The sequence below is a fragment of the Acidimicrobiia bacterium genome (genome assembly GCA_012959995.1).
GTDB lineage: Bacteria > Actinomycetota > Acidimicrobiia > Acidimicrobiales > MedAcidi-G1 > MedAcidi-G2B.
Genome location: DUCC01000012.1, coordinates 19536 through 34353 on the forward strand (window position 1 = coordinate 19536; position 14818 = coordinate 34353).

Here is a 14818-nt window from a genome sequence, read left to right on the forward strand (position 1 = left end):
GGATTCTGGTGAGCGACAAATTTCAAGAAGCGACAAAAAAAGCCCAAGCAGTAACCGAAAAAGGTGCTGAGCGTTTAGCCCGTGACGCCAAACTCCCCGTGCGAGAGCGTGTCGCCTTGTTGTTCGATGAAGGGACTTTTATCGAAGACGGTCTGCTGGCCAATGCCTTGGCAGAAAATCTGCCGGCCGACGGCGTGGTAACCGGAGGAGGGCTAGTAGAGGGACGCCCCGCCTTGGTGGTAGCTAACGACCCCACAGTAAAAGCCGGCTCCTGGGGGGCACGGACCGTCGAAAAAATTATTCGCCTAACCGAAAGAGCGTTAGAAACTGACCTGCCGATCTTCTGGTTCATTGACTCCGCCGGGGCCCGCATCACCGACCAAGTAGAACTCTTCCCGGGCCGCCGAGGAGCGGGACGCATTTTTCACAACCAAGTGGCTTTATCGGGCCGGGTGCCGCAAATCTGTTGCCTGTTTGGCCCCTCAGCAGCTGGCGGAGCGTACATTCCGGCTTTTTGCGACGCCGTGATCATGGTAGAAGGCAACGCCTCAATGTATTTGGGGTCACCGCGCATGGCCGAAATGGTGGTGGGCGAACAAGTCACGCTAGAAGAAATGGGCGGGGCCCGCATGCACGCCACCGTTTCGGGCTGCGGCGACAACTTGGCCGTCGACGACACCGATGCCATTGACCAAGCACGCTGGCTGTTCTCTTACCTACCCACCAGTTGGGAAGAGGCCCCACCGGTCGCCGCCCCCGCCGAACCGGACACCCCGCTCACCGCTCAGACCATCCCCACCGACGACAAAGAGGGCTACGACGTACGGCGGGTAATTAAAAGCCTGGTAGACGCCGACACGTTTTTCGAGATCAAGCCGCTCTTTGCCCCCGAACTCGTCGTGGGTTTTGCTCGCTTGGCTGGCAACACCGTGGGTTTGGTGGCCAACAACCCGGCAGTAACCGGCGGTGTACTTTTCGTAGACTCAGCCGACAAAGCGGCCCGTTTCATTTGGTGGTGCGATGCTTTCAACGTGCCACTCATCTACCTCGCCGACGTACCGGGGTTCATGATCGGCACCCAAGTAGAACGCCAAGGCATCATTCGTCACGGCGCCAAAATGATTACTGCGGTGTCAGAAGCCACCGTGCCCACCGTGTCGGTTATTTTACGCAAGGCCTACGGCGCAGGGCTTTATGCCATGGCTGGCCCCGGGTTCGGGCCCGATGCCTGCCTGGCTTTGCCCACCGCAGAGATCGCCGTAATGGGCGCCGAAGCTGCCGTAAACGCCGTGTATGCCAACAAAATTGCCGCCATAGAAGACCCACAAGAACAAGAAGACTTTATTGAACAACGGCGCAATGAATACGATGAAGACGTCGACCTGATGCGTCTCGCTGCCGACCTGGTCGTAGATGCGGTGGTGCAACCCGAAGACCTGCGCCGAGAACTTATTTTGCGCTTGGCCCTGGCGGCCAGCAAAGACCGCCACTTTTCACGCCGCCGCCACGGCGTCCCCCCGGTATAAGGAGCAGCCATGCTGGAGTTCACCGAAGAACAAGAATCATTTCGCCACGTAGTGCGAGAGTTCGCCGAAGCAGAAATACGCCCCCACGTTGAAAAATGGGACCGCGACCATATTTTTCCCACTGACACCGTGCGGGCCATGGGCGACCTCGGCTTGTGCGGCATCATGTTTGACGAAGAGTGGGGAGGCGCCGGCGCCGGTTTGACCACCCAGTGCATCGCCATTGAAGAAATTGGTCGAGTGGACCAGTCCATGGGCATCACCTTGGAAGCCGCAGTTTCGTTGGGGGCACGCCCCTTGGCCGAATACGGCACCGCCGATCAAAAAGCAGAATGGCTGCCCGATCTCGTGGCCGGGCGCCGGTTAGCGGCCTTTGGTCTCACCGAACCCGACGGCGGATCTGACGCTGGGGCCACCGCCACCCGAGCCGAATTAGTAGACGGCCATTGGGTGATAAACGGTGCCAAAACATTTATCACCAATGCGGGTACCGACATCACCTCGTTGGTCACGGTGACCGCTCGAACCAGCGAGGGTATCTCGTCCATCATTATCCCATCGGGCACCGAAGGCTTTATTGTTGAACCTCCGTATCGCAAGATGGGCTGGCACGCCTCAGACACCCACGGGTTGGTGTTCAACGACTGTGTGGTGCCTGAAGCCAACTTGTTGGGTAAACCCGGCCGAGGGTTCGCTCAGTTTTTATCCACCTTGGATGACGGCCGGGTGGCTATTGCTGCGTTAGCCGTTGGCCTTATTTCCGCTTGCCTTGAAGAGTGTGTGGTTTACGCCAACCAGCGTAAAGCTTTCGGTAAAACCATTGGTTCTTATCAAGCGGTGGCCTTTAAATGTGCCGACATGGCCACTTCGTTACATACCGCTCGCCTCGCTACCTACCATGCAGCCGGGTTGCGTGATGCGGGTCGGCCTTACAAGCGTGAAGCCGCTATCGCCAAGTTGCATGCCACCGAGGCGGCGGTTACTGCTACCCGAGAAGCTACTCAAATCTTTGGTGGTTACGGTTTCATGGATGAGACTGCTGTGGCACGCTATTATCGGGACGGTAAGATCTTAGAAATTGGCGAAGGCACCAGCGAAATACAGCGTATGGTGATTAGCCGGGATTTAGGACTTGGTGAATCCGCCTCAAAGTAACGAGGTGGTGTAGAGAAAAGATATTTAGAAGTGAGTGAAAGTGAATACGGGCTGGCTGCCTTACTTCGCGAGGCTTACACGGCTTCTGCTCTTTTGCCTCTGCGTGACCGCATGCCTGAAGTCAGCGTGGCCGCCGCTTACCGCATCCAAGACCTCAACACCGCTTGGTGGGTAGCCCAAGGCCGAGAGCCAGTGGGACGCAAAATTGGTTTGACCTCGCCAGCGGTGCAACAACAACTCGGCGTTGACCAACCCGACATGGGGGTGTTATTTGCCGACACCCAAGTAGCCGATGGCGCCGCCGTCGATCTCAACGGCTATTTGCAACCCAAGATTGAAGCTGAAATAGCTTTAGTTCTCGCCCACGACCTTGAAAACCCTGCCCCCACGGTGGCCGAAATAGAAAAAGCAGTGGACTACGTGGTGCCGGCTATAGAAATTGTGGACAGTCGCATTGCTGACTGGGACATCAAAATCTATGACACGGTGGCCGACAACGGTTCTTCAGCCGGGTTCGTGTTGGGCAGCACGCCCAGAGCACTCGGCGAACTTGATTTGCTGCTGTGTGGCATGAAAATTACCTGTGGTGAGGAAATTATTTCTTCCGGTGTCGGAGCCGCCTGCTTAGGTCACCCGCTGAACGCTGCCGCGTGGCTCGCCCAATACCAAGCCAGTACTGGTGTGCCTTTGCGAGCGGGAGAAATTGTGTTGACCGGTGCTTTGGGGCCTATGGTGGTCGCCGTCGCTGGTGAAACCTATGACATAGATATCAACGGGGTAGGAGAGGTAAGCGTGAGTTTTCAATGAGTGAAGTAGCAGCCAAAGTGGCCATCATCGGGTCGGGCAACATTGCCTCTGACCTGATGATCAAAATTAAGCGACTCTCAGAATCTTTGGAGATGACGGCCATGGCGGGCATCGACCCGGAGTCCGATGGCTTAGCCCGCGCAAAACGCATGGGGGTGGCGACCACCAGCGAAGGGATCGACGGCCTAGTGGCTTTAGATGAGTTCGCCGATATCTCGCTGGTTTTTGATGCCACCTCAGCCGGGGCACACGCCCACCATGCCGCAGTGCTGGCCACCCACGGCAAACAAGTAATCGACCTCACCCCAGCGGCCATCGGCCCGTATGTCGTGCCGCCAGTCAACCTTGATGTCAACCTTGAAGCTCCCAACCTCAACATGGTGACCTGCGGCGGACAAGCAACCATTCCTATGGTGGCTGCTTTGGCGGCTCATGCTGAAGTGCATTACGCCGAGATCGTGGCTTCCATTGCTTCACGCTCGGCTGGCCCCGGTACGCGAGCCAACATTGATGAGTTCACCGAAACCACTTCGCGGGCAATAGAAAAAATAGGCGGCGCCACCCACGGAAAAGCCATCATTGTGTTGAACCCGGCGGAGCCACCGCTGACCATGCGCGACACCGTGTTTTGCCTTACCGGACCCGGCGACCAAGGAGCGATGCGTCAAGCGGTGGAAGCCATGGTGGCCGATGTGCGAGCTTACGTGCCCGGCTACCGGCTTAAACAAGACGTACAGTTTGAAGCTATTGAAGAACCTTTGTTGTTGCCGGGTATCGGCACGTTTAGCGAAGGCTGGAAGGTCACGGTGTTTTTAGAAGTGGAAGGCGCCGCCCACTATTTGCCTTCTTACGCCGGGAACTTAGACATCATGACCTCGGCGGCTTTACGCACCGGTGAACAAGTAGTGGCGGCCCGAAAAGGAGCATCCTCGTGACTGTCGTTGACCGTCTTTACATCTCTGACGTCACCTTGCGTGACGGCATGCATGCCATTAATCATCAATATGACCTCGACACTGTGCGGTCTATCGCCGCGGCGCTTGATGCCGCCGGGGTGGACTCCATTGAGATCGCTCATGGTGATGGCTTAGCCGGGTCAAGTTTTAACTACGGCTTTGGCCTGCACACCGACGCTGAATGGATAAGCGCAGTGGCCGAGGTGGTCACCCAAGCCCGTATCACGGTGCTCTTGTTGCCCGGTATCGGCACCATTGATGACCTCCGTCAAGCTCATGACCTCGGGGCCACCTCGGTGCGGGTGGCCACCCATTGCACCGAAGCCGATGTGGCTCTCCAGCATTTAGCCGAAGCCCGCAACTTGGGTATGGACACGGTGGGTTTTTTGATGATGTCCCACATGAACGACCCGGAGCCTTTAGCTCAACAAGCCAAAATAATGGAAGATGCGGGAGCACAATGCGTCTATGTGGTTGATTCAGCTGGTGCTATGCATATGAACGACATTGCGGCCCGCTTCGAAGCCTTTGATCGAGTGCTGCAACCGGAAACTGAGCGAGGGATGCATGCCCATCACAACCTGGCTCTTGGGGTAGCCAACGCAGTGATCGCCGTAGAACACGGGGTGACCCGGGTTGATGCTTCGTTGGCGTCTATGGGGGCGGCCGCGGGTAACACGCCGTTAGAAGCTTTTATCGCTACTGCGGATCGCTTGGGTTGGAACCACGGGTGTGACCTTTTTGCCTTGATGGATGCTGCCGACGATTTGGTACGCCCGTTGCAAGACCGGCCGGTACGGGTAGATCGAGAAACCTTGTCTATTGGCTATGCCGGGGTGTACTCCAGCTTTTTGCGTCACGCCGAACGAGCAGCGGCCGCCCACGGGCTAGAAACCCGTGAGGTGCTGGTGGAAGCCGGCCGCCGCCGTTTGGTTGGGGGCCAAGAAGACATGTTGATGGATATCGCCTTAGACATGGTGGCCAAAAAGGAACAAGCATGATTGAGATTCAAGCAATAGCCGAGCGGTTAGATGCGGCCCAGGCTCAAGCAACCGCTATTGACCAACTCGCCGAACCGTTAGACATCGCCGAGGCCTACCAGGTGCAAACGGCTTTATTGGCGCTGCGAGTTAACCGTGGCGAAACCCTTACCGGGGTCAAGATGGGCTTTACCTCGGCCGCCAAACGAGAACAAATGGGGGTCGATGACCTCATCTTTGGTGTGCTCACCGACGCCATGGCCATAGATAACGGCGGCACCACCGGCCTGACCGCCTATGTGCACCCGCGGGTAGAACCTGAGGTGGCTTTTCGTCTCGGAAAAACCGTGTCTGGGGACCTCTCGCTCGGCGAAGCCCGGTTGGCCGTTGATGCGGTGGCTCCGGCGCTCGAGATCATTGATTCTCGTTACCGAGACTTCAAGTTTTCGTTAAGCGATGTAGTGGCCGATAACTGTTCGTCAGCGGGTTATGTGCTGGGGCCTTGGCAAAATCAAACCGACTTACTTGACGACACCACCAACTTGGGCATGGTCATGAGCGTCAACGGGCAACAAGTGCAGGTGGGGAGCAGCGCCGCCATTAGCGGCAACCCGTTGCAGTCGGTGATAGATGCCGCCCGCTTAGCCAAAGAATGCGGTGCCGAACTCCCAGCCGGCAGCATCTTGTTAGCGGGGGCCGCTACGGCAGCGGTACCGCTAGAAGCAAACAGCACGGTCACCTTGGCTGTGCAGCATTTGGGCGAAATTTCTTTTCGGGTAGTGGGCTCATGAGCGACCAGTCCTCAACCAGCAACTCTGGAGTCCAAGATTCGGGGGTTATTGCCGGCAAAGCCCAACCACGCGGCAAGTACCCGCATTACCGCCGTGCCGGGGATTTTATTTTTGTTTCTGGCACCAGTTCTCGCCGCCCCGACGACACTTTTGTGGGTGCGGAAGTGGACTCTGCTGGCCAAACCACTTTCGACATAAAAGCTCAGACTCGGTCAGTGATCGAAAATATTGCCGACACCTTGCATGCCGCCGGATCAGACCTCAGCAATGTGGTGGAGATCTCGTCGTTTTTGATTGATATGGAAGATTTTGCTGGCTACAACGAGGTGTACGGCGAGTTTTTTGATCACGACGGCCCGGCCCGTACCACGGTGGCTGTGCATCAGTTACCTCACCCGCTGATCCGTATCGAAATTAAAGCCGTCGCTTACCACCCGCAAGAAAAATAAGGAGTAGCCCATGCCTGACGCAAGAAGTTTGAAGGCTTTCAATTTTAAAAGCTGGATTGACGATCATCGTGACCTCTTAAAGCCCCCGGTCAACAACAAGTTGATTTGGGAAAACAGCGACCTGATGGCTTTTGTAGTGGGCGGGCCCAACGTGCGCACCGACTATCACGATGACCCGGTAGACGAGTTCTTTTACCAAATCGAAGGTGACATGTTCTTGCGGATAGTCGAAGAATCTGGCCAACCCCCGATTGATATTGAGATCAAAGAGGGCGAAGTGTTTTTCTTGCCTGCGCATACTCGTCATTCGCCGCAACGCCCGGACGCTAACAGCGTGGGTTTGGTCATTGAACCGGCTCGGCCTCCCGGCGCAGCGGACGCTTTTGAGTGGTATTGCCCACAGTGCTTTGCCTTGGTTTATCGAGCGGAGGTCATCTTGAACTCCATCGTGGATGACCTCCCACCGCTGTTTAGTGCTTTTTATGACAGTGAAGAAAAGCGCACTTGTGGTTCGTGCGGCCACCTGCACCCCAGCCGGGATGAAGCGTGAAAATAGATATTCATGCGCATTTTTTTCCTGAGGTCAGCCGGGAAGAAGCCCAAGTTTTAGGTGTTGAAGATGCCCCTTGGCTGCGGGTAGACAACGACCAAGCGGGAATGATTATGGCCGGTGATCGGGAATACCGCCCGGTCCACGCTCCCCTTTGGGATCCGCATGCCCGTTTGGCCGAGATGGACGTCAACGGGGTGGACATTCAGGTCATTTCGGCTACGCCGATTCTCTTTTCCTATGTGGGTGACCCCGACCGAACCACCCAGTGGGCTGCACAAATAAATGATTTGGCGTTAGAAATGTGTGCTGCCGACTCTCAACGCTTGCGCCCTCTCTGCCAGGTGCCGCTACAAGATCTCGATCGAGCATGTCAAGAGGTTTCTCGAGCGGTGACCGCCGGCCATGTCGGGGTGCACATCGGTAACCATGTGGAAGGCCGCAACCTCGATGACCCGACTATGTTGGCTTTTCTTGAGCATTGTGCTGGTGAAGGTATTCCGGTGCTGGTGCACCCGTGGTCCATGATGGCGGCAGAACGGATGCCGAAATACATGTTGCAATGGTTGGTGGGCATGCCGGCCGAAACTCATTTAGCTATTTTGTCGCTGATTCTGTCGGGGGCTTTTGAACGCCTGCCCCGCGACCTAAAAATCTGCTTTGCTCACGGGGGCGGCAACTTTGCCCAACAACTGGGGCGGGTAGAGAACGCTTGGCATCGTCGGGACATTGTGCGCCAAGACTGCCCGCGCCCTCCTTCAGAATATGTGGAGCGCTTTAGTGTGGATTCAGCGGTGTTTGATGACACCACTTTGCGTTTCCTGCTTGATGTAATGGGGGAGTCGCGGGTGCTTATGGGCTCCGACTACCCGTTTCCTTTGGGAGAAATCCACCCCGGCAAGATGATCGAAGAGTCACCATTATTTAGCGACGCAACTCGCCAAGCAGTGCTTTACGACAATGCGGCAAACTTTTTTGGAGTAGGAAATGACTGAAGTTTTTGACCTCACCGAGGCCTGCGCCCAACGCCTTGACGACCAAGACCCGATGGCTTCTTTTCGCCACGAGTTCGTGTTGCCCGTCACCCCAGAAGGAGAAACCGAAACCTATTTGGTGGGCAACTCACTGGGTATACCGCCGGCCCAAACCGGCGCATATCTGCAAGCAGAGTTTGCCAAATGGGGCAAGATGGGAGTGCGAGGCCACGAGGTGACCGACCAAGAGCCCGACTACCCGTGGGCCTCTTATCAAGAGTCGTTGGCTGGCCCCATGGCCGAACTGGTGGGCGCTAAACCCGAAGAGGTCACGGTAATGAACAGCCTGACCACCAACTTGCATTTGTTGATGGTCAGTTTTTACCAACCCACCGCTCAGCGGTTCAAAATCCTTATTGAAGGGCACGCTTTTCCTTCGGACCATTTCGCCGTGGAATCTCAAATACGGCAACGAGGCTTCGACCCAACCGGCGCACTGGTCACCGTGGACCCCCGGCCCGGAGAAGACTGCCTAAGAGAAGAAGACATCGCCGCGGCCATAGAACAACACGGCGATCAACTGGCTTTGGTGTTGTTCCCCGGCGTGCAGTACTACACCGGCCAAGTGTTCGACATGGCAAGCATCGCCACTCAAGGCCACGCCGTGGGAGCCATGGTGGGCTTCGACTTGGCCCATGCGGTAGGCAACATTGAGTTAGAACTGCATGATTGGGATGCCGACTTTGCCGCCTGGTGCACCTACAAATACCTCAACTCGGGGGCCGGAGCCACCGCCGGATGCTTCGTGCATCAACGCCACATCACCCGCACCGACCTGCCGCGTTTCGAAGGCTGGTGGGGCACCAACAAGGCCACCCGTTTCGAAATGGAAAACGTATTTGACCCCATACCCACCGTTGAGGGGTGGCAAACCTCAAACCCACCAGTGTTTGCCATGGCGCCTATTCGGTCATCGCTAGAAGTCTTTACCCGAGCAGGCGGCATGGGCCCCTTGCGAGAAAAAACCGAAAAACAAATCGCTTACCTGGATTTCTTGTTGGCCCAAGAATTGCCAACAGAAATACAAAACATCACCCCGCAAGACCTTGCACAACGAGGCTGCCAGTTCTCTTTGCGGGTCATGCCTGGGCATCGGCCCGGACGAGAAGTCTTCGAAGCATTGGAAGCCGCAGGGGTGGCTTGCGACTGGCGTTACCCCGATGTGATCCGCATCGCCCCCGTGCCGCTCTACAACACGTTTCTTGATATTTATCGCTTTGTGCAAATACTTAAAGAAATGCTGCAATGAGCAAACACCTGACCATTATTGGGGCTGGCCCAGCGGGGTCCATGCTGAGCGTTTTGTTGGCTCGGCAAGGCCACACCGTCACGGTCTACGAGAGCCGCCCCGACATGCGCATCACCGATATTTCGGCCGGGCGTTCCATCAACCTGGCTTTGGCCACTCGAGGCATTGAGGCCTTGAAAGCCATTGGGGTTATGGAAGAGGTGGAGCCCTCGCTGATTCCGATGTATGGGCGCATGATCCACGACGAAGACGGGCAAACATCGCTCCAAACTTATGGAAGCCGCCCCCATGAATACATCAGCTCGGTGTCCCGTACGGCGCTGAACAGTGTGTTGCTTGACGCCGCTGAAGCCACCGGCCGGGTAACCATTCATTTCGACATGCGTTGCCGGGGCGTGGACTTTGACCAGAACCTCCTCACCTTTACCAGAGGTGAAGAAACGGTGGAGGTTCCCTTTGTCATGGTATTTGGCACCGACGGTTCGGCTTCGGCAGTGCGAGAGTCGGTGTTGGAAGCCAACGGGGGTCAACTAACTTTGGAGCCTTTAGTGCACGGCTACAAAGAACTCACTTTGCCCGCCGGCCCCCACGGGGAGTTTCTTATCGAGCGAGCGGCCTTACATATTTGGCCCCATAAAGACTTTATGTTGATCGCTTTGCCCGACCCCGACGGCTCTTTTACCGTCACCATATATTTGCCCGTGGAAGGCCCGGGCAACACCTTTGAACAACTAGTTACCGACGAACAAGTAACCGACTTCTTTGCCCAGCACTTCGCAGACTTTGCGGCCCTGGCTCCCGACCTGACCGCCCAGTTTGCCGCCAACCCTTTGGGCTTGTTGGCTACCGTGCGCACCACCGGGTGGGCTTTTCAAGACCGTGCGGTCTTGCTGGGTGATGCCTCACACGGGGTGGTGCCTTTTCATGGTCAAGGCATGAATGCGGCGTTTGAATCATGTATTGAACTCGACCGTTTTCTCAAAGAGCACCCTGACGATTGGGCAACGGCCTTTGCCGCTTTTGAACAAAGCCGCAAACCAGACACCGACGCCATTGCTGACATGGCGGTCGACAATTATGTTGAGATGAGCACCAGCGTGGTTGATGAGCGCTACGTGCTGAAGCGAGCGTTGGCCCTAGAAATGGAAAAACGTTGGCCCGAAACGTTTGTGCCGCGCTACGGCATGGTCATGTTCAGCACCGTTCCGTACGCGGTGGCCCAAAGCCGGGCTCGGGCTCAGGGAAAGATTTTAGATCAACTCACGGCCGGGATTGCCACAGTGGATGAGGTGTGTTGGGAAACCGCCGCTGCCTTGGTGGCTGACCTCGAACCGCTACCCAGTTAAGGAGAAAAGCATGGACCTCACTTACGGTGATTACCTCAAAATAGATGAACTGCTGGACCTTCAGCAGTGTCTCTCGGATGGGCCTGAACACGACGAAATGCTGTTCATCATCATCCACCAGGTGTATGAGCTTTGGTTTAAACAGGTGCTCCATGAAGCCGACCAGTTGGCGGTCTACATCACCGAAGGCGAACCCGCCCGGGGCTCGCATCAACTGAAACGTATTTTGAAAATCTTTAAAACCTTGGTCGGGCAACTTGATGTGCTGGAGACCATGACTCCGCTGGAGTTTGTTTCTTTCCGGGATTTTTTAGATTCGGCCAGTGGTTTTCAGTCGGCCCAGTTTCGGGAGTTGGAGTACCTGCTGGGCTTAAAAGATCCGCAGCATCTGGCCCACTTTGCCGACCGGCCCAAAGAGTTGCGGCGCCTTGAAGACCGCTTTGGCGCCCCCAGCCTATGGGACGCCTTTTTGCGTTACCTGGCTAACGAAGGTTCGGCAGTGCCTCAAGAAATCCTGGACCGTGACGTCACCCAACCCACCGAATCTTCACCTGAGGTGCAGGCCATCTTGCTGGACGCTTACCGCAACCGGCCGGACATCGCCCAACTTTGTGAATCCCTCACCGACCTTGATGAGGGGTTACAAGAGTGGCGGTACCGGCATGTAAAGATGGTACAGCGCACCATTGGGGCCAAGATGGGCAGCGGCGGGTCATTAGGGGTGGAATATTTGCAGGCCACCTTGTTTAACCCCGTCTTCCCAGACCTTTGGATTATCCGCACCGAGTTCTAAATTCGAGTTCTAGGCTGGAGGAATGGGCCATCATCAGCATGTACACGAACACGACAAAGGCTTACGGGCCAACCTGCATTGGTTGCGGCAGATCCGCAAGTTTTGGCAGTCTGATACCAACCGGGCGGTCACCGCTTTAGTAAACGTGCAGGCCGGCGAAACGGTGCTTGATATAGGTGCTGGTATGGGCCCGGCTACCGTGGTGGCGGCTCGTAAAGGGGCCACAGTTATTGCCGTGGACCCTTCACCGATGATGCGAAAGATGTTGTCTTTTCGTCGATTGGGACAACGAGCCCGCAGTCGTATAACCGTGGCCGATGGGGTGGCAGAGAACCTGCCCGCCGAAGATGGCGCCATTAACGCAGCATGGACAGTCAACGCTATTCACCATTGGGTAGATCTCGAAGCGGCTTTCGACGAACTGGCTCGGGTGCTGGCCCCTGGTGGCCGCATTATTTTACTTGATGAAGATTTCACCCACCCTGACCACCCGTTGTACGCCACCCACAGTGGGCACGAAGACGAACTCACCAACGTGGTGGTTGATGAAATCGCTGCTTCGTTGACCGCCCGAGGCATTGAAGCCACCGGCGAGTTGACCACCATGGCTGGGGTACCGGTCAAACTGATTCAGGGTGCAAAAACTCTTTAGACCACTGGGTCAATGGGGGTGATAATCCCCAGTTGGGCTTCAATGGCCCCGGCAGCGGCTAGGGCTAAATCGTCTCGCCAGCGGTCGGCCACGCATTGCACGCCTTGCGCTAAACCTTCGCTTACCCCTACCGGCACGCAAGCGGCCGGTAGGTTTAAAATATTGGGTGGGGTAATGCAGCGCAACAAGTTGGTCAAACCGGGGATGCCCATTGAATCCAAGTCGGCATCGTGTTCAAAAGGTTTAGTGGTCCAGGTGGGCATGATAACCACGGGGTTTTCATCAAAGAAGGTGCTCCACAAGCGACTGAGGCGTACGAACTCGGCTTGCACTAAGGGCGGCGGCATACTTTCACTGGGAAAGTTTTCGCCCATTTCGTCCAAGCTGTCGGCCAAACCTTCACTAAGCATGGGGCGAGCCATTTGCATTATCACTCCAATGTCAAGGGACAGTAGGTGGCCCCAGACTTCTTGGCAGCGTTCCATCTCCGGCGGGGTGGCATCAGTGATCTCCCATCCGGCAGCGACCAAAGCATCGGCAGCTTTGTTGACGGCATCAGTAACCCACGGGTCACAAGGGCCCCCGGGCACTTCACGCAAAATGGCCGCTTTGCGGGGAGCCTCGAGGCTTTCCATGGCTACGGTTACTGAGCGAGGATCGCGAGAGTCCCGACCGTTGAGGATGGCCATAGCTGTCCAAAGGTCGTCAACCGAGCGAGCCATCGGGCCATCGGTGCCCATGAGGTAGAAAGAAAGCGGATCATTTTGGTCGTGTTCGAAAGAACTAAAGTGGGGCAGACGCCCGTGGGTAGGTTTTAACGAGGCGATGCCACAACAAAAGGCTGGGTTGCGCAACGAACCGCCGATGTCGTTGCCGAGGCCAATGGGGGACATGCCTGAACTAATGGCTGAGCCTTCGCCGCCGCTGGAACCACCCGCGGTCAGGTTGGGGTGCCATGGGTTGCGGGTGAGGCCTCGTAGGGGATTGTTGGTGGAAACCCTCAAGCCTAGTTCGGGCAGGTTGGTGCGACCCAAAGGCACGGCACCGGCATTACGCATGCGCTCTACCAGTGGGGCATCAACCGCGGAAACCATTTCGGCAAAGACGGGGAGTCCACTAGTGGTGGCGGTGCCGGCCACGTCAATATTTTCTTTAATGGTGAACGGGACCCCATGGAGTGGGCCGAGGTCTTCGCCGGCGGCGATAGCCGCATCAGCAGCATCCGCCTCCGTTTGGGCCCGTTCGGTCAAAGTGACGGTCACGGCATTGAGGTGGCCATTGACCTGTCCAATGCGGTCAAGGTGGGCATCAATGACTTCGCGACTTGATACCTGCTTAGATGAAATAAGGTCGGCGAGCTCGCCGGCCGTACGCTGCCATAGTTGTTCGCTCATTTAGAGAACATAGCCTTAAGACCATTGATCACACCACTTGGAGTAACCGTGCCACAGTTAGAAGCCAACAACTTGACTTTCGAATACGAGACTTTTGGAGACGCTGAGGCGCCCCCCGTACTGTTCATCATGGGTTTGGGTGCGCAGATGATCACCTGGCCAGCAGAACTTTGCCAAGCGGTAGCGGATGAGGGTTATCGGGTGGTTCGCTTTGATAATCGAGATATTGGTTTATCAAGTTATTTGGATCACCTTGGTGACCCCGACATGATGGAAATCTTTGGGGCTGCTGTAGCCGGTGAGTCGGTTGATGCCCCGTACGTGTTAGCAGATATGGCGCTTGATTCGATCGGGGTGCTTGATGCTTTGGGTTATGAGACGGCGCATATTGTGGGGGCTTCCATGGGCGGAATGATTGCCCAGCGTTTGGTAATCAACCACCCAGAGCGGGCTCGCTCGTTAACGTCTATTTTCTCTATGCCGCGGTTTATTCTTGGTGACGATGAGGTTTCGGCTGCGTTGATGGGTGAAGCCCCAGAAACTCGCGAAGAGCGCATCGTGGCAGGGATTGAGGCAGCCCGACTTTTCTCGGGCGGCGGGTTTCCTTTTGATGAGGATGAGGTGCGCCTACGGGTGGCGGAAGGCATTGACCGAGCTTGGCACCCGGAGGGGCAGGTGCGGCAAACAGCAGCTATTGTTGCTGACGGCGATCGCACCGAGGGCTTGCAACAGGTTGATCTTCCGACGGTGGTAATTCATGGCACAGGTGATCGTTTGGTTATTCCGCAAGGTGGCCAAGAAACTGCCGATGCCGTGCCGGGTGCCGAGTTGGTGTGGATCGATGGCATGGGTCATGAACTTCCCGAAGCGGCTTGGCCCACCATGATTAACGCTATGGCCACCCTGTTCGCCCGAGCTGAAGCTTAATCTTCTACGGGCCTGGGTCAGACCATGGATCCGCAGTTTGGGTTTGAGATATTAGGCGAAGTTAGGCCTGCATGATGATGAGGCGTTTTGGGATACCAAGGTTGTTCGGGATTACCGGGTGCAATTGGTAGACGAATAAGGCGGGTTCTCTTCGGTGGGGCTACCCGGCCGAGAGGCCGTAGCGAAACTTGCTTTGATAGCTCGAGCCA

Annotated in this window: 15 protein-coding genes; 14 read left to right on the forward strand and 1 reads right to left on the reverse strand. The window is 56.3% G+C overall.

Features of this window, described 5'->3' with window-relative positions; all coding sequences use genetic code 11:
- Positions 1-2 precede the first annotated feature (2 nt).
- From EYQ49_03400 to EYQ49_03460, 13 genes are all read left to right on the forward strand, one after another.
- Positions 3-1526, forward strand: coding sequence for an acyl-CoA carboxylase subunit beta (locus tag EYQ49_03400; protein HIG24928.1), 1524 nt, complete (start codon positions 3-5; stop codon positions 1524-1526).
- Between the two features lie 9 nt (positions 1527-1535).
- Positions 1536-2681 (forward strand): acyl-CoA dehydrogenase, encoded by a 1146-nt coding sequence (locus tag EYQ49_03405; protein ID HIG24929.1) that lies wholly within the window; start codon positions 1536-1538, stop codon positions 2679-2681.
- A gap of 111 nt (positions 2682-2792) precedes the next feature.
- Positions 2793-3488 (forward strand): 2-keto-4-pentenoate hydratase, encoded by a 696-nt coding sequence (locus tag EYQ49_03410; protein ID HIG24930.1) that lies wholly within the window; start codon positions 2793-2795, stop codon positions 3486-3488.
- The gene (locus EYQ49_03415) at positions 3485-4423 is read left to right on the forward strand and encodes an acetaldehyde dehydrogenase (acetylating) (GenBank protein ID HIG24931.1); all 939 of its coding nucleotides are present in this window, start codon (positions 3485-3487) and stop codon (positions 4421-4423) included. The genes EYQ49_03410 and EYQ49_03415 overlap by 4 nt, the downstream gene beginning before the upstream one ends.
- On the forward strand, positions 4420-5445 hold the full coding sequence (gene dmpG, locus EYQ49_03420; GenBank protein ID HIG24932.1) for a 4-hydroxy-2-oxovalerate aldolase: 1026 nt from the start codon (positions 4420-4422) through the stop codon (positions 5443-5445). The genes EYQ49_03415 and dmpG overlap by 4 nt, the downstream gene beginning before the upstream one ends.
- The gene (locus EYQ49_03425; protein ID HIG24933.1) at positions 5442-6215 is read left to right on the forward strand and encodes a 4-oxalocrotonate decarboxylase; all 774 of its coding nucleotides are present in this window, start codon (positions 5442-5444) and stop codon (positions 6213-6215) included. Before dmpG ends, EYQ49_03425 begins: the two co-directional genes overlap by 4 nt.
- Positions 6212-6664, forward strand: a complete 453-nt coding sequence (locus EYQ49_03430) for a RidA family protein (protein HIG24934.1) — start codon at positions 6212-6214, stop codon at positions 6662-6664. The genes EYQ49_03425 and EYQ49_03430 overlap by 4 nt, the downstream gene beginning before the upstream one ends.
- Before the next feature lie 10 nt (positions 6665-6674).
- Positions 6675-7214 carry a 3-hydroxyanthranilate 3,4-dioxygenase gene (locus EYQ49_03435; protein HIG24935.1) on the forward strand — a complete coding sequence of 180 codons (540 nt, stop codon included), beginning with the start codon at positions 6675-6677 and terminating at the stop codon, positions 7212-7214.
- Between the two features lie 8 nt (positions 7215-7222).
- Positions 7223-8209 (forward strand): amidohydrolase, encoded by a 987-nt coding sequence (locus tag EYQ49_03440; protein HIG24936.1) that lies wholly within the window; start codon positions 7223-7225, stop codon positions 8207-8209.
- Positions 8202-9497, forward strand: a complete 1296-nt coding sequence (gene kynU, locus EYQ49_03445; GenBank protein HIG24937.1) for a kynureninase — start codon at positions 8202-8204, stop codon at positions 9495-9497. Before EYQ49_03440 ends, kynU begins: the two co-directional genes overlap by 8 nt.
- Positions 9494-10843: an FAD-dependent monooxygenase gene (locus EYQ49_03450; protein ID HIG24938.1), complete on the forward strand. Its 1350-nt coding sequence runs from the start codon at positions 9494-9496 to the stop codon at positions 10841-10843. The genes kynU and EYQ49_03450 overlap by 4 nt, the downstream gene beginning before the upstream one ends.
- Positions 10782-11636 carry a tryptophan 2,3-dioxygenase gene (locus EYQ49_03455; protein ID HIG24939.1) on the forward strand — a complete coding sequence of 285 codons (855 nt, stop codon included), beginning with the start codon at positions 10782-10784 and terminating at the stop codon, positions 11634-11636. Before EYQ49_03450 ends, EYQ49_03455 begins: the two co-directional genes overlap by 62 nt.
- 22 nt (positions 11637-11658) lie before the next feature.
- Complete coding sequence (locus EYQ49_03460; GenBank protein HIG24940.1) at positions 11659-12288, forward strand: class I SAM-dependent methyltransferase; 630 nt, start codon at positions 11659-11661, stop codon at positions 12286-12288.
- Here the strand turns inward: EYQ49_03460 and EYQ49_03465 are convergent.
- Positions 12285-13682 (reverse strand): indole acetimide hydrolase, encoded by a 1398-nt coding sequence (locus tag EYQ49_03465; protein ID HIG24941.1) that lies wholly within the window; start codon positions 13680-13682, stop codon positions 12285-12287. The genes EYQ49_03460 and EYQ49_03465 overlap by 4 nt on opposite strands.
- A 48-nt stretch (positions 13683-13730) precedes the next feature.
- On the opposite strand from EYQ49_03465, the gene EYQ49_03470 reads away from it, so the two are divergent.
- A complete protein-coding gene (locus EYQ49_03470; GenBank protein ID HIG24942.1) occupies positions 13731-14609 on the forward strand; it encodes an alpha/beta fold hydrolase in 879 nt (292 codons plus the stop codon).
- The last annotated feature ends 209 nt before the right edge of the window (positions 14610-14818 follow it).

What these genes read in the sequence shown, in the direction of transcription:
- EYQ49_03405 (HIG24929.1), top strand. Translation starts at nt 1,536, where the DNA reads ATGCTGGAGTTCACCGAAGAACAAGAATCATTTCGCCACGTAGTGCGA.
- EYQ49_03410 (HIG24930.1), top strand. Translation starts at nt 2,793, where the DNA reads ATGCCTGAAGTCAGCGTGGCCGCCGCTTACCGCATCCAAGACCTCAAC.
- EYQ49_03415 (HIG24931.1), top strand. Translation starts at nt 3,485, where the DNA reads ATGAGTGAAGTAGCAGCCAAAGTGGCCATCATCGGGTCGGGCAACATT.
- EYQ49_03425 (HIG24933.1), top strand. Translation starts at nt 5,442, where the DNA reads ATGATTGAGATTCAAGCAATAGCCGAGCGGTTAGATGCGGCCCAGGCT.
- EYQ49_03430 (HIG24934.1), top strand. Translation starts at nt 6,212, where the DNA reads ATGAGCGACCAGTCCTCAACCAGCAACTCTGGAGTCCAAGATTCGGGG.
- EYQ49_03435 (HIG24935.1), top strand. Translation starts at nt 6,675, where the DNA reads ATGCCTGACGCAAGAAGTTTGAAGGCTTTCAATTTTAAAAGCTGGATT.
- kynU (HIG24937.1), top strand. Translation starts at nt 8,202, where the DNA reads ATGACTGAAGTTTTTGACCTCACCGAGGCCTGCGCCCAACGCCTTGAC.
- EYQ49_03450 (HIG24938.1), top strand. Translation starts at nt 9,494, where the DNA reads ATGAGCAAACACCTGACCATTATTGGGGCTGGCCCAGCGGGGTCCATG.
- EYQ49_03455 (HIG24939.1), top strand. Translation starts at nt 10,782, where the DNA reads ATGAGGTGTGTTGGGAAACCGCCGCTGCCTTGGTGGCTGACCTCGAAC.
- EYQ49_03460 (HIG24940.1), top strand. Translation starts at nt 11,659, where the DNA reads ATGGGCCATCATCAGCATGTACACGAACACGACAAAGGCTTACGGGCC.
- EYQ49_03465 (HIG24941.1), bottom strand. Translation starts at nt 13,682, where the DNA reads ATGAGCGAACAACTATGGCAGCGTACGGCCGGCGAGCTCGCCGACCTT.